Origin of the sequence: Oceanobacillus senegalensis (genome assembly GCF_900176885.1) — a bacterium.
Taxonomy (GTDB): domain Bacteria; phylum Bacillota; class Bacilli; order Bacillales; family Amphibacillaceae; genus Oceanobacillus; species Oceanobacillus senegalensis.
This window is the reverse complement of the sequence record NZ_LT839648.1, coordinates 2,558,774-2,581,130: the sequence shown is the minus strand read 5'-3', so window position 1 is coordinate 2,581,130 and position 22,357 is coordinate 2,558,774. Positions and strand designations below refer to the sequence as shown.

Annotated in this window: 22 protein-coding genes; 21 read left to right on the top strand and 1 reads right to left on the bottom strand. The window is 36.4% G+C overall.

Features of this window, described 5'->3' with window-relative positions:
* Window positions 1-28: 28 nt before the first annotated feature.
* The 21 genes from CAO17_RS12470 to CAO17_RS12370 all read left to right on the top strand — a co-directional run bounded on the left by CAO17_RS12470 (window position 29) and on the right by CAO17_RS12370 (window position 21,677).
* Window positions 29-448 (top strand): PaaI family thioesterase, encoded by a 420-nt coding sequence (locus CAO17_RS12470; protein ID WP_085993071.1) that lies wholly within the window; start codon window positions 29-31, stop codon window positions 446-448.
* Window positions 449-561: 113 nt separating this feature from the next.
* Window positions 562-1,347: a citryl-CoA lyase gene (locus CAO17_RS12465; protein ID WP_085993070.1), complete on the top strand. Its 786-nt coding sequence runs from the start codon at window positions 562-564 to the stop codon at window positions 1,345-1,347.
* 19 nt (window positions 1,348-1,366) lie between these two features.
* A complete protein-coding gene (gene fabG / locus CAO17_RS12460; protein ID WP_085993069.1) occupies window positions 1,367-2,107 on the top strand; it encodes a 3-oxoacyl-ACP reductase FabG in 741 nt (246 codons plus the stop codon).
* A 43-nt stretch (window positions 2,108-2,150) separates the two neighbouring features.
* Window positions 2,151-3,935, top strand: a complete 1,785-nt coding sequence (locus CAO17_RS12455) for an acyl-CoA dehydrogenase family protein (RefSeq protein ID WP_085993068.1) — start codon at window positions 2,151-2,153, stop codon at window positions 3,933-3,935.
* Window positions 3,925-4,704 (top strand): enoyl-CoA hydratase/isomerase family protein, encoded by a 780-nt coding sequence (locus CAO17_RS12450; RefSeq protein ID WP_085993067.1) that lies wholly within the window; start codon window positions 3,925-3,927, stop codon window positions 4,702-4,704. The genes CAO17_RS12455 and CAO17_RS12450 overlap by 11 nt, the downstream gene beginning before the upstream one ends.
* A gap of 804 nt (window positions 4,705-5,508) precedes the next feature.
* Window positions 5,509-6,678: an acyl-CoA dehydrogenase family protein gene (locus CAO17_RS12445; RefSeq protein ID WP_085993066.1), complete on the top strand. Its 1,170-nt coding sequence runs from the start codon at window positions 5,509-5,511 to the stop codon at window positions 6,676-6,678.
* 3 nt (window positions 6,679-6,681) lie between these two features.
* Complete coding sequence (locus CAO17_RS12440; protein WP_085993065.1) at window positions 6,682-7,467, top strand: citryl-CoA lyase; 786 nt, start codon at window positions 6,682-6,684, stop codon at window positions 7,465-7,467.
* Window positions 7,468-7,482: 15 nt separating this feature from the next.
* A complete protein-coding gene (locus CAO17_RS12435; RefSeq protein ID WP_085993064.1) occupies window positions 7,483-8,658 on the top strand; it encodes an acyl-CoA dehydrogenase family protein in 1,176 nt (391 codons plus the stop codon).
* 24 nt (window positions 8,659-8,682) lie between these two features.
* The gene (locus CAO17_RS12430; protein ID WP_085993063.1) at window positions 8,683-9,594 is read left to right on the top strand and encodes an SDR family NAD(P)-dependent oxidoreductase; all 912 of its coding nucleotides are present in this window, start codon (window positions 8,683-8,685) and stop codon (window positions 9,592-9,594) included.
* A 35-nt stretch (window positions 9,595-9,629) separates the two neighbouring features.
* Entirely contained in the window at window positions 9,630-10,082 is a 453-nt protein-coding gene (locus CAO17_RS12425) for an FAS1-like dehydratase domain-containing protein (protein ID WP_085993062.1), read from the top strand.
* Window positions 10,083-10,105: 23 nt separating this feature from the next.
* Window positions 10,106-10,516, top strand: a complete 411-nt coding sequence (locus CAO17_RS12420) for a MaoC family dehydratase (protein WP_085993061.1) — start codon at window positions 10,106-10,108, stop codon at window positions 10,514-10,516.
* A gap of 21 nt (window positions 10,517-10,537) precedes the next feature.
* Window positions 10,538-11,968 (top strand): OB-fold domain-containing protein, encoded by a 1,431-nt coding sequence (locus CAO17_RS12415; RefSeq protein ID WP_085993060.1) that lies wholly within the window; start codon window positions 10,538-10,540, stop codon window positions 11,966-11,968.
* Window positions 11,961-13,142 (top strand): acetyl-CoA acetyltransferase, encoded by a 1,182-nt coding sequence (locus tag CAO17_RS12410; protein ID WP_085993059.1) that lies wholly within the window; start codon window positions 11,961-11,963, stop codon window positions 13,140-13,142. The genes CAO17_RS12415 and CAO17_RS12410 overlap by 8 nt, the downstream gene beginning before the upstream one ends.
* A gap of 34 nt (window positions 13,143-13,176) precedes the next feature.
* Window positions 13,177-14,757 carry a long-chain-fatty-acid--CoA ligase gene (locus CAO17_RS12405; RefSeq protein WP_085993058.1) on the top strand — a complete coding sequence of 527 codons (1,581 nt, stop codon included), beginning with the start codon at window positions 13,177-13,179 and terminating at the stop codon, window positions 14,755-14,757.
* 36 nt (window positions 14,758-14,793) lie between these two features.
* Complete coding sequence (locus CAO17_RS12400) at window positions 14,794-15,315, top strand: TRAP transporter small permease subunit (protein ID WP_085993057.1); 522 nt, start codon at window positions 14,794-14,796, stop codon at window positions 15,313-15,315.
* Between the two features lie 16 nt (window positions 15,316-15,331).
* Window positions 15,332-16,645 carry a TRAP transporter large permease gene (locus CAO17_RS12395; protein ID WP_085993056.1) on the top strand — a complete coding sequence of 438 codons (1,314 nt, stop codon included), beginning with the start codon at window positions 15,332-15,334 and terminating at the stop codon, window positions 16,643-16,645.
* Window positions 16,646-16,814: 169 nt separating this feature from the next.
* A complete protein-coding gene (locus tag CAO17_RS12390) occupies window positions 16,815-16,961 on the top strand; it encodes an SDR family oxidoreductase (protein WP_085993055.1) in 147 nt (48 codons plus the stop codon).
* 27 nt (window positions 16,962-16,988) lie between these two features.
* The gene (locus CAO17_RS12385; protein WP_085993054.1) at window positions 16,989-18,092 is read left to right on the top strand and encodes a TRAP transporter substrate-binding protein; all 1,104 of its coding nucleotides are present in this window, start codon (window positions 16,989-16,991) and stop codon (window positions 18,090-18,092) included.
* A gap of 83 nt (window positions 18,093-18,175) precedes the next feature.
* The gene (locus CAO17_RS12380) at window positions 18,176-19,276 is read left to right on the top strand and encodes a CaiB/BaiF CoA transferase family protein (protein ID WP_085993053.1); all 1,101 of its coding nucleotides are present in this window, start codon (window positions 18,176-18,178) and stop codon (window positions 19,274-19,276) included.
* A gap of 321 nt (window positions 19,277-19,597) precedes the next feature.
* Complete coding sequence (locus CAO17_RS12375) at window positions 19,598-20,374, top strand: enoyl-CoA hydratase/isomerase family protein (RefSeq protein ID WP_085993052.1); 777 nt, start codon at window positions 19,598-19,600, stop codon at window positions 20,372-20,374.
* 310 nt (window positions 20,375-20,684) lie between these two features.
* Window positions 20,685-21,677 carry an NAD(P)H-dependent flavin oxidoreductase gene (locus tag CAO17_RS12370; RefSeq protein WP_085993051.1) on the top strand — a complete coding sequence of 331 codons (993 nt, stop codon included), beginning with the start codon at window positions 20,685-20,687 and terminating at the stop codon, window positions 21,675-21,677.
* Between the two features lie 183 nt (window positions 21,678-21,860).
* On the opposite strand, the gene CAO17_RS12365 is transcribed toward CAO17_RS12370, so the two are convergent.
* On the bottom strand, window positions 21,861-22,250 hold the full coding sequence (locus tag CAO17_RS12365; RefSeq protein ID WP_425435915.1) for a cation:dicarboxylate symporter family transporter: 390 nt from the start codon (window positions 22,248-22,250) through the stop codon (window positions 21,861-21,863).
* Window positions 22,251-22,357: the final 107 nt, after the last annotated feature.

The window sequence follows — 22,357 nt, the reverse complement described above, 5'->3', positions numbered from 1 at the left end:
TATTCTTTAGAAAAAAGGGGGCAAGTTTATGGACCAAGTCATCTCACAAGATTATTTGCAATGGCTAAGAAATGAATTCGAAAATTCTCCTTATTGGAAGCATATGGGTATATCGTTTAAAAAGCTTGAATCAGGTAAGGTTATTATTCATATGCCAGTAAAAAATCAGTTGATGAACTCAAATAATGTAATACACGGAGGGGCAATAACATCACTTCTTGATTCAGTTATTGGCGCAACTATTCGCTCCTCGAAGAAAGTTCGACTAGCCACTATAACGTTAACGACGAACTTTATAAAGCCAGTTTCTGAAGGGACTATATATGCAACTGCAAATCTATTAAACTCTGGAAATAGAATTCAGTTCGTTGAGGCAAAAGTGTTAAACGAAAATAATGAAATACTAGGTACAGCGCAGGGTACATTTTATTTGTTTAAATTGGAGTAAATCGTATGACTGTACTTACATTAGATAGTGTCCAAATATCAAAATAAATGTCCGAATAGTAGGAAAAATAGTGCTCTTAGGTGCTATGAGTAAATATACGAGGAGGTCTTTTGATGGAATTTAAAACGCAAATTGGAAAATCAACAACAGATAATATTTATGTACATGGATACAACTTAACTGAGGATTTAATAGGTAACATTACTCTAGCCGATATGGCATTTTTAGGGGCAAAGCATCGAAAACCTACTGAAAATGAATCTAAAATGTTAAATGCTATATTGGTCGCAATATGCGAACACGGATTTACTCCAAGTTCAATCTCAACACGATTAACGCATTTAGGAGCACCTGAAGCTGTTCAGGCATCGGTTGCAGCTGGATTACTCGGTGCTGGTACAGTTTATCTCGGGGCTATGGAGTATGTAGCGGAAATGCTTCAAAAAGCAAATGACAAATATCCAGACAAAAAAGACATAAGTGAATTAGCAACTGTAGTTATTAATGAGAGAAAAGAAGCAGGGCTTATGCTGCCGGGATTTGGTCATCCCGTTCATAAACCTGAAGATCCACGTACTACAAGATTATTTAAAATTGCTAAAGAGTTAGGTTTTTATGGTAAGAATTCACAATTATTAGTGGAGATTCATAATCAATTCTGTGATTCGAAAGGTAAAACGATTACACTAAATGCGGTAGGAGCAATCGGTGCAATTATGTCAGATATGGACATTGACTTTCAGCTGGTAAAATCTTTCGCTGTCGCTTCCAGAGCTGTTGGGTTAGTTGCCCATATAGCAGAAGAGATTGAGTATGGGCGAAAAGATAGTATTGGACAAAAACTATTTGATTACATTGAAGAAAACACAGATTACCAAGGTAATCATCTACAAATATAAGGATATGGAGTGAATGATTATGGATTTAAAAGGTAAGGTTGCAGTAGTAACAGGTGCAGGCCAAGGGATAGGGAGAGAAGTTTCATTATTATTAGCAAATCATGGAGCCAATGTTGTGGTTGGAGACCTAAACATAGAGGCTGCTAATATGGTGGCAAATGAAGTAACTGAAATTGGTACGGAAGGTTTTGGTTATAAAGTGGATGTATCTGATAAAGATAATGCTCAAAGTTTTATTGACAGTGCAATTGACACATTCGGTAGGATTGATATTTTAGTTAATAATGCAGGGATTACTAGAGACTCCATGTTACACAAAATGTCTGAAGAACAATTTGATCAAGTAATAAATGTACATATGAAGGGGACCTTCTTATGTATGCAGGCAGCTGCTAAGCATATGAGACAAAACGAAACTGGAAAAATTGTTAATATATCTTCAATTGCTGGAAAAGTAGGTAACATAGGACAAGTAAATTATTCTGGAGCTAAAGCAGGGATTGTAGGAATGACAAAAGCAGCGGCAAAAGAATTAGCAAAATTTCAAGTAAATGTAAATGCTATTCAACCAGGATTCATCGATACGGATATGACACGTGCAGTACCTGAAAAAATACGTCAGAAAAAAATAGAAGAGATACCTATGCTAAAAATTGGCTCACCTAGTGATATTGCTAAAGCAGTTGTATTTTTGAGTTCGGATTACTCTGATTATATTACAGGTAACGTTATTGAAGTAACTGGCGGACGATATATGTAATACTGGGGAATTTGATAAATACGGGCAATGAGGGGAGGATGTTATGGGAAATAAATTAACTGTTCATAAGAATAAAGCTAAAATTGGCAATATGCCTGAAGCAACAGGACTAAATTATTTTCATACTGATTCGAATCTCTCTTTCTTATTAAATATGTATTTGCGTGAAGAAGAATTTGCTAAAGTAATGCCTCTTCTTGCTGAATTAGGAGAAGTAGCAGGGGAAGAACTGGATGAACTTTCTCGGGAGGCTGATCGCAACCCTCCTGAGCTAGTTTCCTTTAATAAACGGGGTCAAATTACAAATGAAGTTAAATATCATTCTTCATATAAGCGCATGGAAGAAATCGGATACAGCAAATTTGGTTTAGTTGCAATGTCACATAGAGCAGGAGTAATGGGATGGCCCAATCCATTTTCTAGAGTAGAAAAATATTCCTTTTGGTATTTATTTGCTCAGTCAGAATTTGGATTATGTTGTCCTATGAGTATGACAGATGCTGCAGCAAGCATTATTGAGAAATTTGGTAATGATGATCTAAAGGAAAAATATTTACCAAACTTACTAAGTACTGATACGGATAACTATTGGACAGCTGCACAGTTTATGACTGAAAAACAAGGTGGATCTGATGTTGGTCTTAATAATGTTGAAGCAAAGCAAGTCGGGGATCATTGGCAAATTTGGGGTGACAAATGGTTTTGTTCTAATGTTTCCGCAGATGTTGCATTAGTTCTCGCAAGGCCAGAAAATGCACAATCTGGAACTCGTGGATTAGCTATGTTTTTAGTGCCTAAAAGACTTGAAAACGGAGAGCATAATAGATTCAAAATTAATCGTTTAAAAGATAAATTTGGCACAAGGGATATGGCTACAGGGGAAGTAACATTTGAAGGTGCAATTGGATATGCAGTAGGAGATATCGAAAATGGTTTTAAGCAAATGATGTCCATGGTTAATTCATCACGCCTATCTAATTCTGTACGTTCTGCTGCCTTGATGAGGCGTAGTTATCTTGAAGTTCTTCAAACCACTAGAGGAAGGGTTGCATTTGGAAAGCCACTTATTGAATTACCTTTAATGAAAGAAAGTGTATTTGAAATATTGTTAGATACTGAAGCGGCTGCTTCCGCGATATTCTATACAGCCAAAGTGTTTGATGACTCTGAAAATGGTAGTGAAAGATCAAAAGTATTATTACGTATATTGACACCGATTCTAAAGGGATATATTTGTAAGCGTGCACGGTATACTACTACTGAAGCGATGGAAATACGAGGGGGAAATGGTTATATAGAAGATTGGGTTGATTCAAAGCTAGTTCGGGATGCGCAAGTTGGTTCAATCTGGGAAGGTACGACCAACATAGTGGCATTAGATGTAATTCGAGCTATAAAGAAAAATAAAGCAGGTGAAGTATTTTTTGATGATATCGAAAGGCGTATTTTAAATCTACAAAATTCTCATGTCAATAAGGTAGCAAATATTTTTATGGCTATAAAAAATAAAGTTGAAGGTAATGTATATCAATTAATTTATGAAAATGAAGATGTTGATTACAGCATTTATGCTAAAAAGATGTTGAATCAGATGTACCATTTGTTAGTAGTAAGTTTATTATTGGAGGAATCCGAGTATCAACTTTCTAATAAGCAAGGGTACCGTAAATTATTTTTATCATTACAATATATTCATGAATACTTAGTATTCCCTGAAATGAAAACTTCAGCTTTTGAGAAATCCAGATTGGAATGGCTAGAATCAATTATTGATTGGGAACACCTTCCAGAAGCAGCAATAGAAAGGTTGTTAAAAAATGTCCTATGAAAATATTATCGTGAATATAGAACAGAATACGGCATACCTAGCTATTAATAGACCTGAAGTTAGAAATGCATTAGATAAACAAACACTTATTGAGATTGTGGATGCTCTTGAAGTGTTATCTAACAATAACGAAGTCGGATGTGTAGTATTTACTGGTACAGGTGACAAAGCTTTTGCTTCGGGTGCGGATATTAACCAGTTAATCGAAAAGACAGCTATCGATACTTTGAAAAATGATGGGATGCAAGCTGTATATGATGTAGTAGAGAATTTTAGTAAACCAACAATTGCTATGGTTAATGGTTATGCACTTGGTGGTGGATGTGAATTGGCAATGGCATGCGATATACGAATTGCATCAACAAATGCAAAATTTGGATTACCAGAATTAAATTTATCAATAATACCTGGTGCTGGTGGTACGCAAAGGTTAGCAAGATTAGTTGGAAAAGGGAAGGCTTTGGACATGATTTTAACAGGTAAAATAATAAGTGGAAAGGAGGCAGAACACATCGGGTTAGTATCTGAAGTTACTGCCCCTGATAAGTTAACCAATGTAGTTAAAGAATATACAAAAAAAATTGTAGCGAAGGGTCCATTGGCAGTTAAGTTAGCGAAAATCGCAATGAATTATGGAACGGAGTCAGATTTGAAAACTGGGTTGATGATAGAAAATCTCGCACAAGCAGTTCTTATGAGTACAGAAGATAAGAGTGAAGGTGTTCATTCATTTTTGGATAAACGGAAGCCGGATTTTAAGGGAATGTAAAAAATTTATGAGGAGTATTTATTTAGAAGAATAATTTATGGAAATTTACAAAATATGGTTGAAAAATCCCCACGATCTATAGTCAGTGGGGATTTTGACATTTAGATGGTATATGCTTATAACCTTTACCTTTATGTCGATACAAAAGTGTGAAGAGGTATTATATACGGTTATCAAGAAAGTAGCTATTCTGTGCATGATATTAAATACAAGATATTTACCATTATAAAAGATCTACTAAAAACAAGGTTACTTACTAGGTGGATTAATAAGATAATTGCAAAAGTACAAAGTTTTTCAACTATATAGTTATTTCTAATAAGTATTTTATTTTAATAAATTCAGAAAATTTTATTGACAAAAATTTTTATTGTATATAAAATAAACCTTAAGAGGGGAAGAAATTCTATGAACAAGATAAAAACTAAAAACAAATATGCTGTACCAGCTGTTGAAAATGCCTCCAAAATTTTATGTTTAGGGTTGTATAGATGAGATAAAATCAATATGTTCTTTTCCCCGATTCCCAAGTACAACCAGATAAGGACCTATGTATATCGTTTTAATTTTAGAAATCCTTTAGGGGGTGATTCATTATACATAAAATACTAGCACTCTAGATTTACCTCATTCCAGATCTACACAACTAACCTAAGACTACTTGTATTCAACAACTACTGTAATACTAACCCAACTTAGCCCATTCAAAACAAATCATAATAAATCAATGAAATTGCATTATAACTACAAAATTCAGAATTTATTAAATTTTAATTATTAAAAATAAATATAGAGGTGATTATTTTGAATTTTCATTTAGATGAAGATATTCAGGCGTTAAAGTCTACTGTTAAGGACTTTATTTATAACACGGTTGATCCTAGAGCTCAAGAAATGGAAGAAAACGATTATATTCCAGAAGAGATTATGCAAATGAGTAAGGAAATGGGGTTGTTTGGGTTAAGTATCCCCGCCGAATATGGTGGTCTTGGAATTGGGATGGTAGGAAAAGCAGCAATTTATGAGGAAATTGGAAAAACCTTAAACGGATATACAACACTTATTGGCGCACATACAGGAATTGGATCTGTAGGAATAGTAGAGATGGGAAATGAAGAACAAAAACAAAAGTATCTTCCTAAATTAGCAACTGGTGAATATATTGGAGCATTTGCCTTAACAGAACCCTCAGCAGGATCAAATGCCAGTAACATAAAGACAACTGCTGTTCGTAAGGGTGATAAGTATATCATTAATGGTTCCAAACATTACATTACAAACGGTAATATTGCTGATGTATTTACAGTAATGGCGGTAACAGATCCTAATAAAGGTGCAAAAGGAATTACATCATTTATTGTAGACAGAGATTCTCCAGGCTTTTTTGTTGGTAATATCGAGAAAAAGATGGGATTACATGGTTCGCAATCTGTTGAACTATTCTTTGAAGATTGCGAAGTTCCTGTAGAAAATGTGTTGGGTGTAGAAGGGGAAGGTTACGTAAACGCTTTAAAAATTTTGGCAAATGGTAGAGCTGGATTGGCAGCACGTAACCTTGGTTCATGTGTTAAATTAATGGAACTTTCTTTGGATTATGCTATGGAAAGGGAGCAATTTGGAAAACCAATTTTTGAACAGCAGATCATTCAGCATTACCTTGCCGAGATGGATTTGGATACAGAAACACTTCGTAGTATGACATATCGTGTTGCATGGATGGTAGATCAAGGAATGAAGGTTATTAAAGAGGCTGCTGGTGTGAAATTACTGGGATCAGAAGTTTATAGCCGTGTTGCAGATAAGGCATTACAAATTCATGGTGGTATTGGATATATGAGTGAATATCCAATTGAACGTTTCTATAGAGATGCAAGAATTACACGAATCTATGAGGGTACTTCTGAGATCCAAAAGAATATCATTGCGGCTCAATTAAAGAAAAATTATAAAAGTTTAAGCAAAATAGGGGGATAAAATATGGAATTTAAAACAAGAATTGGTAAATCAACACCAGATAGGATTGATGTACACGGTTATGATTTAACAGAAGATTTAATCGGAAATATTACACTTGCCGACATGGCATTTCTTGGGGCGAAGCACAAAAAGCCAACGGAAAAGGAATCCAAGATGCTTAATGCAATTTTAGTAGCCATTTGTGAGCATGGTTTCACACCAAGTTCTGTATCAACAAGATTAACGTACCTTGGAGCACCTGAAGCAGTACAAGCATCAATTGCAGCAGGGTTGTTAGGTGCCGGGACGGTATATCTTGGAGCAATGGAGTATGTAGCAGAAATGCTTCAAAAAGCTTATGAAAAACATGGGGATCAAAAAGGTGTGGAGCAGTTAGCAGAAATTGTTATTAAAGAAAGAAAAGAAAATGGTCTCCAACTTCCTGGCTTTGGTCATCCAATGCATAAGCCTGAAGATCCAAGAACTACAAAGTTATTCGAAATTGCTAGTGAATTAGGGTTTCTTGGCAAAAATTCAGAGTTATTACTCGAAATCCACAAACAATTTTGTAAGTCCAAAGGTAAAACAATTACTTTAAATGCAATCGGAGCAATTGGTGCGATTTTATCTGACATGGATTTTGATTATCGAGTTGTTAAATCATTTGGTGTTGCATCACGTGCTGTTGGATTAGTCGCTCATGTCGTTGAGGAAATCGAATTAGGCAGAAAAGATAGTGTTGGCCAACAATTATACGATTACATTGAAGAAAACACTGATTATAAATCGCTAATAGCTAAAAAATGATTGGGAGGCAGTAAGATGACGGGAGCAATATTAGAATCACATAAGGCTAAGCGTTCTTTTTTCACAGAAGAGCACTATATGTTTCGTGATTCCATTCGGAAATTCTTGGAAAAAGAAGCAGTCCCGTACTATGACCAGTGGGAGAAAGATAAAATTGTACCTCGTGAATTTTGGAATAAGATGGGACAACAAGGATTTATCTGTCCATGGGTAGATGAAGAATATGGTGGTTTAGGATTAGATTTTGCGTTTGCGATTATTCTGCATGAAGAATTACAAAGGGTTGGTGCTGGAATAAGTGGGATTGGTACACACAGTAACATTATTGTTCCCTATATCGCATCTTTTGGTACAGAAGAACAGAAACAAAAATATCTTCCAGGGTGTGTAAATGGGGATATCGTAACAGCTGTTGCCATGACAGAACCTGGAGCTGGATCTGACTTAGCAAATATACAAACTACTGCTGTACGAGATGGAAATGATTTTATTATAAATGGGCAAAAAACATTTATTACTAATGGAATACATTCGGATTTAATTGTTGTTGCATGCAAAACAGATCCGACAGCACAACCTTCACATAGAGGGATAAGTTTATTTCTAGTTGAGCGAGGTACTCCTGGTTTCTCTCGTGGTAGAAGGCTAGATAAGATTGGAATGCATAGCCAGGATACAGCAGAATTGATTTTTGAAGATGTTAGAGTTCCAGCAGCAAATCTTATCGGAGAAGAAGGAAAAGGGTTCTATCATCTTATGACTAAATTACAACAAGAACGCTTACTATGTGCTGTGAATGCACTTGTTGCTGCAGAAGATATGCTTCAATTAACAACAAAATATGTGAAAGAAAGAGAAGCCTTTGGTCGACCAATAAGCAAGTTTCAAAATACGCAATTTAAGATTGTGGAAATGGCAACAGAAATCCAAATTGGCCGTGTCTTTTTAGATAATTTAATTAAGAAACATATGAATGAAGAGGATATCGTAACAGAGGTATCGATGGCTAAATGGTGGGTTACTGATATGGCGAAGAAAGTTGCAGCAGAATGCATGCAATTGCATGGTGGCTATGGATATATGGAAGAATACAAGATTGCCAAAAGATATCGTGATATTCCAATTACATCCATTTTCGCTGGTTCTAATGAAATTATGAAAGTAATTATCTCTAAAGATCTAGGACTATAAATAAATTGAAAGGAAGAGTGAGTGATGAAAAATCTTGATGGAAAAGTAGCAATTGTAACAGGATCAGGTCGTGGTATTGGGCGTGAAATCGCATTACTTATGGCAAAAGAAGGTGCAAAGGTTGTTGTAAACGATTTAGGTGGCTCTTCTGATGGAGCAGGAAATGATACAAAAGTAGCAGATGAAGTAGTTAAAGAAATCAAAGACACTGGTGGTGAAGCAGTAGGAAACTATGATTCTGTAGCAGAATTTGAAAGTGCTCAAAACATCGTAAATACCGCAATTGAAACTTTTGGACGTCTTGACATTGTGGTAAATAATGCAGGAATCCTAAGAGACCGGATGGTTTTCAAAATGAGTGAAGAGGAATTTGACTCTGTTATTTCGGTGCACTTAAAAGGAACATTTAACATGACAAGATTGGCTGCTCCATTATTTAAAGAACAAAAGAGTGGTAGATTTGTAAACTTCACATCAACTTCTGGTCTAATTGGAAATATCGGGCAAGCAAATTATGCTGCAGCAAAACTTGGAATTGCTGGTTTAACAAAAATTACTGCTCTAGATATGCAACGATATAATGTTACTGCAAATGCAGTTGCACCATTTGCTTGGAGTCGCCTAATAGGTACGATTCCAACTGAAACTGATGCAGAAAAAGAACGAGTGAAAAAGATACAACAAATGACCCCAGCACATATTGCACCACTCGTAGCATTTCTTGCATCTAATGAGGCGGATGATGTAACTGGACAATTCTTTGGTGTAAGAGGGAAAGAAATTGTTGTTTTCTCTCAACCACGTCCTGTTCGTTCAACCTACAATTCAGAAGGATGGAATATTGAAAGTTTAGCATCTGTTAAGGGAGCGTTGAAAAACAGCTTTACACCACTAGAAGTAAGTGCAGATGTATTCCCGTATGATCCATTAGTTTGACTAAAAATAGAACATTTAAAATGAGGTGAGCAAAATTGGCAAATGTAAAAGATTTAATTGGTGTGCAATATGAACCATATACGATGGAAATAGAAAAGGGTAAAGTTAGAGAATTTGCAGAAGCAATTGGAGAGGACAATCCAATTTATTATGATTTGGAATCGGCCAAAAAAGAAGGATTTAAAGGAATACCAATTCCTTTAACCTTTCTCACCTCAGTTGACTTCTGGGCTGGACCGAGTTTTGAGGAAAAAGTGAAAAAACTTCAAATTAACCCGGTAAAAGTTTTACATGGTGAACAAGAATATGAATTTATCGGTGACATTTATGTTGGAGATGTCCTTTCTGTAGAGTCGAAAGTTGTTGATGTTGTCGTTAAACAAGGGTCATCTGGTGGAATGAATTTAATTACAACAGAGAACAAGTATTTTAATCTAAACGGTGAATTGGTTGCAAAATCAAAAGGTGTTACGATAGAACGTCATTAATTAAAGGGGAGGGAGTGATTAAGATGTATTTTGAGGATTTCCAAAAAGGAGATAGTTTCCCAGTAGTTCGAGATTCTGAGATTACGAGAGTTCAACTTGTAAAATATGCAGGTGCTTCAGGAGATTTTAATCCGTTACACACTGTTGAGGAAGTAGGTGAGCAAGCAGGAACAGGAGTAATTGCTCATGGAATGCTCATTATGGGGATTGCCTCAAAAGCTGTGACAAGTTGGATTCCTAGAAAAAACATAAAAAAATATAATGTCAGATTTCGAAAAATGACTCTTCCTGGTGAGGTAATCGAAGTTGTTGGAAAAGTAATTGAAATGAAAAAGGAAGACAACATATTGATCGGTGAGGTTCAAGCTCGAAATTTGGAAGGGGAAGTAAAAGTCGCAGGTACATTTGAAGCAGTACTTCCCACAAAACAATAGGTAAATAAGGAGGGGAAAGGATTGCGGGGTATTCTTTCATATGGCGCTTATATTCCATATAATCGTCTAAAACGTTCAAAGCTTAAAGACTTTTTCGGTATATCGGCCCTTAAAGGAGAAAAGGCAGTAGCAGGTTTTGATGAAGATGTCGTATCTATGGGTGTTGAAGCAGGCTTCGATAGTTTGAATGGACTGGATGAAAAAAAGATTGATACGGTTTATTTTGCAACAACAAATGGGCCATATGACGAAAAATCATCTATATCAACAATTACAAAGGCATTAGATCTTCGTGAAAATGTACGAGGTATCGAATCTGCTCATTCTTTAAGAGCTGGGACTTCCTCATTACTTCAAGCTTTGGATCAAGAAAAACAAACACTTGTTGTTACAGCCGATTGTCAAGTTGGTGCACCAAGTGGGGCAAATGAACAACTATTTGGGGATGGAGCGGTATCGTTCATAACGGGAAGTGGTGATGATGTTATTGCTAGATTAGTAGATTCTATAACCATTCAAGATGAAATTCTTGGACAGTGGCGTTCAAATGGGCAAGAATTTGAGAAAAGTTGGGAAGAAAGATTTTTTTCCACTGTCTTTACTACTTCTGTAAAAAGCGCTGTTTCACAAGTTTTGGAAAAAAGTGAAATCAGCTTATCTGATATCTCGAAAATTGCTATTTCTGCCCCAGGAAAAAAAGGATATTCGAAAATTGCGAAGGCCTTAGGGGTAGGAAAAGAGCAAGTTCAAGATCCGTTATTTGATAATATAGGGCAAACAGGAACTGCGCATGCAGGAATGCTATTAGTGGATGCATTGGAAAATGCAAAACCTGGTGATTATATATTAGTTGCAAACTTTGCTGAAGGGACAGATATTATTTTACTTCAGACAACAGATGCGCTAACGAAAAAAAACGCAAACAAAGGGATAAAGGGCCATATAAACGTGAAAAATAATGACCTTTCATATGCAAATTATCTGAAATGGAAAGGGATTTTGGAGACTGAACCAGCTAGAAGACCAGGACGTGATCGTCCATCTGCACCAGCAATGCATCGGAATTATGACCAAAACCTTGGATTTTATGGATCAAAATGTAAGTCATGTGGAATTCCACAATTTCCAAAACAGAGGGTTTGTGCCAAATGTCAAGCTAAGGATCAAATGGAAGATTATCGGTTTGTTGGAAAAACAGCGACAATCACAACATATACACTGGATTATTTAGCACCAACACCCGCACCGCCTGCATTAATTGCCGTTATTGATTTTGCAAGTGGTGGTAGAATCATGTGTGAAGTAACAGATTGTGAGCCAGAGGAAATAGAGATCGGAATGGAAGTAGAGTTAACATTCCGTAGATTATATAAGCATGGACAAAGCGGAATTCATAATTATTTCTGGAAAGCAAGACCGAAACGAGTGAAAGGAGTGGGTGTTGATGAGTAAAGGAATTCGTGACCAAGTAGCTGTTGTTGGGATGGGGTGTACCCGTTTTGCTGAACACTGGGATAAAAGTACGGATGATTTGTTAGTTGAAGCAGCATACGATGCATTTGAGGATGCAGGAATTGAACCAACTGATGTTGACGCTGCATGGCTTGGAACAATGAATTCTGGTTTTGCTGGTTTTACGCTAGCTGGGCCATTAAAAACAAATTATATTCCAGTAACAAGGGTGGAGAATTTGTGCGCAACGGGTTCAGAAGCATTCCGAAATGCTTGTTATGCAGTTGCATCCGGTGTGTTCGACGTGGTACTTGCTGTTGGTGTCGAGAAATTAAAAGATTCAGGATATAGTGGGTTAACTCGCCCTTCACCGGCATCAGATGGTACTGCACCTAATATCACAGCCCCAGCAAGCTTTTCCTTTTTAGCACCAGCATATTTTAAGAAATATGGTCTAGATCCAAAGGAAGGAAAAAAAGTACTTTCGCGAATTGCATGGAAAAATCATAAAAATGGTGCACTAAATACTAAAGCACAATATAGGAAAGAGGTACCAATTGAACAAATCGAGAATTCACCAATGGTAGCTTCTCCACTAGGAATAATGGATTGTTCTGGTGTAGCAGATGGTGCAGCAGCAGCAATTATCGTTCGTACAGAAGATGCACATAAATATCGTGAAGATCCTATGTATGTAAAAGCACTTTCCATAGCAGCAGGACCTGGGGATGGAAGAATTACACAAGATTTTGATTTTACATCAATTCAAGAAAATATTGCAGCATCTACTGCAGCATATAAAGAAGCAGGAATTAATAATCCACGTGAAGAAATTGATATGGCTGAAGTTCATGACTGTTTTACCCCAACTGAACTAGTTATTTATGAAGATCTAGGATTTAGTGAACGTGGGCAGGGCTGGAAGGATGTCCTAAATGGAGATTTTGATTTAAGTGGCAGGCTCCCAGTAAACCCAGATGGTGGTTTGAAATCATTTGGTCACCCTATAGGTGCTAGTGGACTTAGAATGTTATATGAAATGTATTTACAGTTTCAAGGGAAGGCCGGTAGAAGGCAATTGGATAATCCTAAGATCGGATTGACACATAATTTAGGTGGAACACCATGGCAGTGCGTATCTTTTGTATCCGTCGTGGGGAAAGAACTTTCTTAGGGTTTCATAGAAACATATAGAAAGGAGTAATGTTATGAGTGAATCCTCAAATCCGATAGAAGTGAAAGATAAACTACGTCTAGTTGATTTACCTGAACTATCGATTGTTGATATTTTAGAAGCTAGTGTACGTCAATACGATTCGCATACTGCAGTTATCGATGGAGAAAAACAAGTTACGTATTGTGAATTGAAGGAATCCTATGAGCATTTGGCGGGAGCACTTTTCCATGAAGGATTTAAAAAAGGAGACCGGCTTGCTTTAATGGTTCCGAATAGTCTGGAATATATAATTACGTTTTTTGCGGTACATCGACTAGGAGGAACGATTGTTCAAGTGAACCCGATGTATCAACCACAAGAGCTTGAACATATTTTGAAAGATTCTAATGCGACATGGTTTGTGGGTTATGAGCGGGAAAAAAGTAAATTAGAAAAAATCAGCATTCTTAATCAACTACAAACCATTTATGTAGATGCTACATCAGGGAACACAATTGAAAGCCTTATCAAAAAGGAAATAAAAGATCTCCCTGATAAGAATATTGATATAAACAATGATGTTGCTATTTTGCAATACACAGGTGGAACAACAGGACTACCAAAAGGTGTGATGTTGACACATTCGAATATTGTATCCAACATTCATCAATTATACGAACATGTGAAAGTAATTTATGATCAACCGAATCACCGATTACTAGGTACTGCTCCAATGTATCATGCAATGGGGATGACAAATATGTTTTTAACTTTGAAAATCGGTGGTACATATATTGCGGTTGAACGCTTCAAATCAAATACTGCATTAGAAACCATTAGGAAACATAAACCCACATTATTTTTAGGATCTCCAACAATGTATATTGCTCTTTTAAATGATAAAACATTTCAAAAAGATGATTTAAAATGTTTTAAACTTCTTGTTTGTGGATCAGCACCAATGCCAACCGAGGTAATTAAACAAGTAAAGAAAGTGACAAATGCTGTTTTTATTGAAGGATATGGGCTTTCAGAAGCATCTACATCAACACATCGTAATCCGACAGAAGGAAAGAAAAAAACTGGAAGTATTGGGATACCCATTCCAAATACAGAAGTGAAAATTGTTGATGTAGGGACAGGTGAAAAGGAAATGCCTACAGGTGAATCTGGAGAATTAGTTGTTAAAGGCCCACAAGTAATGAAAGGGTATTGGAATCGGCCGGAGGAGACTGCGAATGCCAAGCGAGATGGTTGGCTCTATACAGGGGATATTGCAGTAAGAGATGAAGAGGGCTACTACTATATAGTTGGGCGGAAGAAAGACATGATTATTGCTGGTGGTTTTAATATTTATCCAGCAGAAATCGAAAATGTCATATACCAACACCCATCTGTACAAGAAGCGTGTGTTTTTGGGGTACCAGATGCATATCGTGGTGAAACCGTAAAAGTAGCGATTGTAGAGAAGGAACCAATGACGGAAGAAGATGTTAAAAATTGGTGTACCGAGAGATTAGCGAAATATAAGGTTCCGAAAATTATTGAGTTTCGAAAAGAACTACCAAAATCAACAGTAGGAAAAATACTACGAAGGAAATTGGTGAATGAGGAATTGAGAAACGAAGAGTAAAGCTGAGATTGTTTAGATAGGCTAAGGGGGATATCCATGAAAACTACTATTCGAATTATAAATAAAATAAATGAGTCTATGATGTGGGTGGTAGGGGCAATTGTTCTCATAATGGGAATATTGCTTACCTACTCAGTGGTTATGCGGTATTTCTTCAACAATCCTCCTGTTTGGTCTTTTGACTTAACAGGATGGTTCACAGGTATTGCAGCTTTTTTAGGAGGAGGATATGCACTTTTATATGGTGCTCACGTTAGAGTTGATATATTTTATGAAAAATTTCCCCTTAAAATTCAAAGCGTAATCAATATTTTTAGCTCTATTTTTGTATTCTTAATTGTTATCGTTTTCATTTGGAAAGGGATGGAACAGGTTATAAATAATTATCAAACTGGTGCAATCGCAAGTACAGGTTTAAGTATCTATTTATGGATCAAATGGGTCATGATGCCGATTGGTGGTATCCTGTTAGGTCTTCAGGCAATTGCTAATTTAATAAAAGATATTTATAGGATTATCAAAGGGGAGGAATTGATTGAGAGGAAAGAAATTGCTTAGGGAGGTGCAAGAATAAATGGAAGTAGGAGTCATTGCACTATTGTTATTTGGTTCGTTGTTGTTTTTATTAGGAATAGGGATACCAATTGCTTTTGGTTTAGGAAGTATATCACTGGTATTTGGTTTTATATTCTGGGGGGGGCTGCCAAGTATTGATGCATTTTCACTTGGTACGTTTGCAAAGGCGATTGAATTTACATTATCAGCTGTTCCATTATTTATACTAATGGCTGCTATATTACAATACAGTGAAATTGCTGAAGACATGTATGAGGTAGTCTTTCGTTGGTTAGGTGGAATAAGAGGTGGACTTGTTGCTGGTACAACCATTATTTCTTCTATATTTGCTGCAATGGTAGGAATTGCGTCAGTTGCAACAGCAACATTAGGTCTTACTGCAAGACCGTCGATGCTCCAACGCGGATATGACGATAAATTAACAATGGGTGCGATTATTGCTGGTGGTGCATTAGGAATCTTAATACCACCTAGTATTATAATGATAATTTATGCTTCAGAAGCCGGTGCCTCTGCAGGTGCTTTGTTTATGGGAGGGATTTTACCAGGAATTGTTGCAGCAATTATATTCATGGGTTATGCACTTATTAAATGTTGGATTCAACCTGATTTAGGTCCCGCATTATCAAAAGAGGAACGATTTACATGGGCTGAGAAAATTTCTTCATTAAAAGGTGTTCTCCTTCCAATTTTTGTAATTATCTTGGTGCTCGGATCTATCTATACTGGAGCTGCAACTCCAACAGAAGCAGCTGGGATTGGTGTGGTTGGTTCTTTGATTAGTGCCGCTGTAAAAAGGAAGCTGAATTTAGAAAGCTTAAAAAAGATATTTAGTATGACAGTACGAATCAATGCGATGGTCTTTTGGATTTTATTTGGTGCTGTTGCATACTCTCGTATCGTAACGGTTACTGGAGTAGGAGAATGGTTTGCTAATTTAGTCACAAGTTTTGAAGTGAATCGCTGGATTACATTAATTGGTATGTTGCTTGTTTTTTTCTTTCTAGGTATGTTTATAGACCCTGCAGGAATTATTTTGATGACGGGGCCATTATTTTTACCGGTTATCTTACAATTGGGATTTGATCCTGTTTGGTTCGGTGTTATTTTCGTTATCCTAATGTGTATGGCATACATGACACCCCCATTTGGATTTAACTTATTTGTTATGAGAGGAATTGCAAAAGATGTTAATATTGGTAAAATTTATGCTTCTGTATGGCCATTTGTTGGTCTATATGTTGTCATTGTAGTCATCTGTATGATTTTCCCTGAACTGGTATTATGGCTGCCCGAACAACTTATAAGGTAATAGAAAGAACAAAAAATATATAACTTCAATACTTCCAGAAGGTAGTCTATAAGATAAAGTTGCTATTGTAACCGGTGGTGGTACAAAAGTAAATGTTCTCCCTCCAGGTCCTATTTTGGAAACAGGCGCAGTAGATTCGCTATTCCCAGATGAAAACAAATAAGAGCGTATGTTGAAAGATATTCTGATGGGACGCTTTGGAAATACAAGGGAAATTGCTAATCTAGCATCCTACCTTGTTAGTGATTATGCAAATTTCGTTACAGGTTTAACATTTGTTATTGATGCAGGGCGAGTTTTAACTAAAGGCGTATAAACTTTAGACAAAAAGGAGTGTTTTACTATGAAAATAAAAGGAAGGTTCCTATTACCTATCATCATTCTGTCTGTAATTGTATTGTCAGCTTGTTCTAGTTCAGGAGAACAAAGCTCTGGGTCAGGCGGCGGTTCTGGTGAAGAGACATATAGATTAACAATGAACGTAACATTTCCCCCGGTAACAGATGAAAATGAACCAAAATATGCTGCGACCGAGAAGTTTGCGGAACTAGTAAATGAAAGAACAGATGGACGTGTTGAAGTGGATGTCTATTTTAGTGGGCAGCTGGCTTCGGCTGACCAAACATTAGATGCTTTAAAGAGTGGAACTATTGATATGGCTGGTGCAGGTTCATACTGGGGAGAAACGATTGCTACCAATGATTTCCCATGGCTTCCATTTGCATTCTACGGTCCAAATCATATGTCACATGTTTTAAATGAAACGGAAATTGGAGAAATTTATGAAGGAAACTTGGAAGAACAAGGTGTAAAAGTATTGATGTATTGGCCAAGTGGTAATGAAGGGATTATTAGTAAAGAACCAGTTAAATCGATAGAGGATATGAGTGGTAAAACTTTTCGACTTGGTTCAGGGATTTGGGCTAAATGGTATGAAGAAATGGGAGCAGCTCCAGCAAATATCTCTGGTGGTGAACAATATGAAGCATTGATGAGAGGTACAATCGATGGAGCAATGTATCCGTTCTATGCACTTGATACCCATAACCTACATGAGGTGGCAGATCATATTACCGTTCCTGGAGTTTTGGATCCAGTTTTAGTCGCAACATACATTAATCTGGATAAATGGAATAGTCTTCCTGAGGATATTCAACAAACCATTGAAGAAGTTTCAAAGGAAATGGAAGAATTAGCTTTTGAAAATTCCGTGAAAATGGATGAAGCAGCTCTTGAACTCGCTCAAGAACATGGTGTGGAAATTCACCAGTTAACAAGAGAAGAATTCCAGAAATTTATTGATAGTTCACAAGTCGTTTGGGATGAGTTCGCAGCAAGAAATGAGGATACAAAACGTATTGTTGAACTTTTAAAAGAAGATCAGAAAGAATATTTAGAAAATAATCCAGATGCCCAAGAATGGTTGGATAAATGGTTGGTTGATTGATAGGTTTTAATAAAATTACTTTAATGAGAAAAGGAAACTGATTTAAGGTCTCCTTTTTATTCTAATACAAAGGTGGGTAATGGATGTTAGAAGGAATTCGTGTTATTGACTTTACACAATATTTACCTGGACCTTACGCGACACTGCGTCTTGCTGATATGGGGGCAGAGGTAATTAAAGTGGAATCACCAAGTGGCGAACTAGGGCGTTATCCAACAGAAAAAGACGGTGGTCCCAAATATACTTTTCGTGCCCAAAATAGGGGTAAGAAAAGCATTTCTTTAAATTTAAAAGATGAAAAAGAACAGGAAATTGCCAGGGACTTAATCCATGGATCAGATGTTGTGATTGAATCTTTTCGACCTGGTGTTATGAAACGATTGGGAATTAGTTATAAAGATGTTATCAAAACAAAGCCAGATATTATTTATTGCTCACTATCAGGTTATGGACAAACCGGGGATATGAAACATTTAGGAAGCCATGATATAAACTACATGGCAATGAGTGGTGTGCTTTCACAAATGAAGGATAAACAAGGTGTGCCTATTCATCCGAGTATTACATTTGCAGATTTAATTGGAGGAATTTCGGCAAGTGAATCAATTTCAGCTGCCCTAGTTCAAAGAGAAAGAACAGGGAAAGGAACATATATTGATTTGGCCCTTGCAGATATTATGGTAACAATTATGACAAATCATATAATGCTAGAGTCAGCAACAGGTGAACAACATGGATCACCTGCATTAAATAAGACGTTAATTTGTTATTACTTATATGAAACGAAGGATGGAAGGTTTATAAGTTTGGGTGCTTTAGAAGCAAAATTCTGGGAGAACTTTTGTCGCGCGGTGAATAGGGAGGACTGGATATCGGCACAGACGTCTAGCCCTACTCAAGATAATGAAATTTTCCAAGAAGTAAAAGAATTATTCCTAAGTCGAACATTTGAAGAATGGCTGAAATTCTCTCAAGAAGTAGATTGTTGCATGGCGCCAGTATTAGAGTCAGGTGAAGTGGTTAACCATCCGTATTATAAAGAGAGAAAATTGATAGAGGAAAAATGGGGATTGCGATTTGTTTCTACAAGATATAAAGATCATCCGGATTTAAAAGACTTAGAACCAGCTCCGGGTCTTGGAAAGCATACGGACGAGATTGTTAGGGGGATCACCAAAGTATGACAAAATTATTGTTTTAAAATACACGGGGCCATCAATGAAATTAACACTTTGGAGTTTAAGTTTATTAGATGCTGCAAAAGTTGGGTGAGTTATAATTTTAGATAACGTGTAAAAATGTTATATATTCCATTAGTTAAGTGTTAATGTCTATCGATAACGATAATTATCTAAGAACTTGAGAATAAGAGGGTTAAGTCCGGAAGACGTATGGGGTCTAGGTGAGGCGTTGAACTAATAATGAAGTCAAATCTGTCCCTAAAGTAGTCAATGAAATGAAAGAATCCTGTGAACAAACGAAGAAAAATGAACAGGGGTGGAAAAATGTCTGAAATACTACAAGTACGTAAAGAAAACAAGATAGCATATTTGAAAATGAATCGTCCGGAAAAAAGAAATGCACTTTCCAACGAACTTAAAGGTGCGTTAATTGAAGCATTAAAGGATGCAGAAAAGGATGATAAAATAAAAGTTATTATTATATCTGGTGAAGGGAAATCCTTTTGTGCTGGTGGCGACATTGGAGCTATGAGCCCAGGGGCCAATCCTTCTAAAATAATGTTAAAAATGAAAGAAACATCTGAAATTACAAAGACAATTATTGGGCTAGATAAATATGTGATAAGTGCCGTTCATGGACATGCTGCAGGAGCTGGATTTAGTCTTGCTTTGGCATCAGATTTTATTGTGTCAGACAGAAATACAAAATTTATTTCAAGTTTTGGAAATATTGGGTTAGTTCCTGATTTAGGATTAATTAAACTCCTTTCTGAAAGAGTACCACTTTCTCTTGCAAAAGAGTGGATTTCTTTAGCTAAACCAATTCCAGCTGAAGAAGTTTATGCAAAAGGGGTTATTAGTCGTTTAGCGGAAAATAATGTAGTAGATGAGGCTACAGAATTCGCACAGTTTATAGTTAACGGTCCACCAATTGCAAATAAATTTGTAAAATATCTAGTAAATCATGCGAGTGAATTCTCACATGAGTCTAGTATAATGCAAGAAAATATTATTCAATCATTAATGTTCCAAACAGAGGATACAAAAGAAGGCATCCAATCATTTTTAGAAAAGAGATCTCCTATATTTAAAGGGAAATAAAAAGCTTTAGATTATGGGAATGCATAGGGATTCTGTGCTGGAATGTGAAGGATTTTGAGATTGGTATTGATAATCCAACTGAAAGAACTGGCACAGGTTCTAAAAAGTTAAACTTAATAGTGAAGTAATTGCCCCTGGACATCCACTAGGTAAGTCGTGGCCGTCTAATGATTACAATGATAGAACGAATAGAGGAAAGGTATAGTCTGCTAATGATGGGTGTGAAACAATGAAATGACAATCGTTACGATTACTGAACTATTAGTTTAATTTAGGATTATGTCATTTGAATGAAAAGGAGAGAACACAAATGAGGAATGAAGCTATAGAACAAATTAAAAATTCAGTGGAGCTACCTGTCATTTTGGCACCGATGTTTTTAATCGGGAATCCGAAGCTGGTAATAAATGCTTGTGCTTCTGGAATCATTGGAACATTTCCTGCATTAAATGCAAGAACAGGTGAGATATTAGAAGATTGGTTAAGAGAAATCACTACGGAACTAGATAGATTGAAAGAAGAAAATCCTGACAAAAAAATGGGACCATGGGGAATTAATTTTATTGTACACCAATCTAATAAGCGCTATGTAGAAGACCTTAAATTAATCGAAAAATATAAACCACCAATTGTTATTACTTCATTAGGAGATCCAAGCCCAGTGGTAGAAATAGTTCATAAATATGGTGGAGTTGTTTTTTCCGATGTTATTAACATTAAATTTGCTAAGAAATCGATTGAAAAGGGAGCTGATGGGTTAGTTCTTGTTGCAAGTGGCGCTGGTGGTCATGGTGGTACATATAACCCCATTTCCTTTGTTCATGAGGTTAGGGAGTTTTTTGATGGTCCGATTGCATTGTCTGGTGGTATGTTAAAAGGAGAAGATATTCTTGCAACGGAAATACTTGGGGCAGATTTTGCTTATATTGGTACCCGTTTTATCCCAACGGTGGAGAGCGGAGCGAAAGATGCATACAAAAGTATGATTGTTGACTCCTCCATTGAAGATATTATATACACCGATGCATTTAGTGGTATTAATGCAAATTATCTGCTTCCGAGTATCGTAAATGCTGGATTAGATCCGAATAATCTGAAAAGGAAGGAAAAGATTGATTTCTCAAAAACGAGGGATCAAGAAGCAAAGGCTTGGAAAGATGTCTGGGGGGCAGGACAGGGAGTTGGTTCCATTACGAAAATCCAGACCATTGCAGAAATCGTCGAAGAGTTAAAGGAAGATTACTCTAGTTCTATACAAAAAGTTTTAGAGAAAAATAAAAAATTTGCTCAAACTACTAAATGAGGTGAAACTGGAAGCTCTTGTGGGGAATGACTTCTATATGATAGTTTTTTTAAGAGGATAACATGGGAGATATTCATAATGATGGATTAAGGGATTTTAGAATAAAAAGCAATTTCATATTATGAGCAATAGGAAAAAGAAAATGAGTATAAATGGATAGGAGGAAAAGTGCCCCACACCCTCCTATCCTTCCATGCTTTTACCTGCACGTTTTTCTGTTTTATCAATAATCGACGTTCCAACTAAGTCACCTGTAACATTTAGGGCTGTGCACCCCATTCCAATAAGGGCATCCATGGCAAACCGTATTGCTGCTCCATCCATATTAATTGTAGCTCCTAAAGGTAAACTAAATCCATATAAACTCTTAGATAATCCTAAATCTTTGGCAGTATTTAGTGTCAGTGGTAATGTACCTGAACTACTTTGACTGGCAAAAGCTGTAATAATTTGGGTACGGGCATGGGTGTTGTTCTTTATCAAATTCCACTTGGACAGGGTGTTAGTGCAGATGCAATTGAATCGATGAAAAAGGACCCCAAAAAAACAGTGAAGTATTTGAAAAAATGCTATCCGATTGTAGCTAGAACGATAATACAGTTTCTCTGAGTGAGAAAAGAGTACTGTTTTTTAATTTCCTCAAGAGCCGATTCATGTTCACAAAATGCATACAAGGCTGG

What these genes read in the sequence shown, in the direction of transcription:
- CAO17_RS12470 (WP_085993071.1), top strand. Translation starts at nt 29, where the DNA reads ATGGACCAAGTCATCTCACAAGATTATTTGCAATGGCTAAGAAATGAA.
- CAO17_RS12465 (WP_085993070.1), top strand. Translation starts at nt 562, where the DNA reads ATGGAATTTAAAACGCAAATTGGAAAATCAACAACAGATAATATTTAT.
- fabG (WP_085993069.1), top strand. Translation starts at nt 1,367, where the DNA reads ATGGATTTAAAAGGTAAGGTTGCAGTAGTAACAGGTGCAGGCCAAGGG.
- CAO17_RS12455 (WP_085993068.1), top strand. Translation starts at nt 2,151, where the DNA reads ATGGGAAATAAATTAACTGTTCATAAGAATAAAGCTAAAATTGGCAAT.
- CAO17_RS12450 (WP_085993067.1), top strand. Translation starts at nt 3,925, where the DNA reads ATGTCCTATGAAAATATTATCGTGAATATAGAACAGAATACGGCATAC.
- CAO17_RS12440 (WP_085993065.1), top strand. Translation starts at nt 6,682, where the DNA reads ATGGAATTTAAAACAAGAATTGGTAAATCAACACCAGATAGGATTGAT.
- CAO17_RS12435 (WP_085993064.1), top strand. Translation starts at nt 7,483, where the DNA reads ATGACGGGAGCAATATTAGAATCACATAAGGCTAAGCGTTCTTTTTTC.
- CAO17_RS12430 (WP_085993063.1), top strand. Translation starts at nt 8,683, where the DNA reads ATGAAAAATCTTGATGGAAAAGTAGCAATTGTAACAGGATCAGGTCGT.
- CAO17_RS12420 (WP_085993061.1), top strand. Translation starts at nt 10,106, where the DNA reads ATGTATTTTGAGGATTTCCAAAAAGGAGATAGTTTCCCAGTAGTTCGA.
- CAO17_RS12410 (WP_085993059.1), top strand. Translation starts at nt 11,961, where the DNA reads ATGAGTAAAGGAATTCGTGACCAAGTAGCTGTTGTTGGGATGGGGTGT.
- CAO17_RS12405 (WP_085993058.1), top strand. Translation starts at nt 13,177, where the DNA reads ATGAGTGAATCCTCAAATCCGATAGAAGTGAAAGATAAACTACGTCTA.
- CAO17_RS12400 (WP_085993057.1), top strand. Translation starts at nt 14,794, where the DNA reads ATGAAAACTACTATTCGAATTATAAATAAAATAAATGAGTCTATGATG.
- CAO17_RS12395 (WP_085993056.1), top strand. Translation starts at nt 15,332, where the DNA reads ATGGAAGTAGGAGTCATTGCACTATTGTTATTTGGTTCGTTGTTGTTT.
- CAO17_RS12390 (WP_085993055.1), top strand. Translation starts at nt 16,815, where the DNA reads ATGTTGAAAGATATTCTGATGGGACGCTTTGGAAATACAAGGGAAATT.
- CAO17_RS12385 (WP_085993054.1), top strand. Translation starts at nt 16,989, where the DNA reads ATGAAAATAAAAGGAAGGTTCCTATTACCTATCATCATTCTGTCTGTA.
- CAO17_RS12380 (WP_085993053.1), top strand. Translation starts at nt 18,176, where the DNA reads ATGTTAGAAGGAATTCGTGTTATTGACTTTACACAATATTTACCTGGA.
- CAO17_RS12375 (WP_085993052.1), top strand. Translation starts at nt 19,598, where the DNA reads ATGTCTGAAATACTACAAGTACGTAAAGAAAACAAGATAGCATATTTG.
- CAO17_RS12370 (WP_085993051.1), top strand. Translation starts at nt 20,685, where the DNA reads ATGAGGAATGAAGCTATAGAACAAATTAAAAATTCAGTGGAGCTACCT.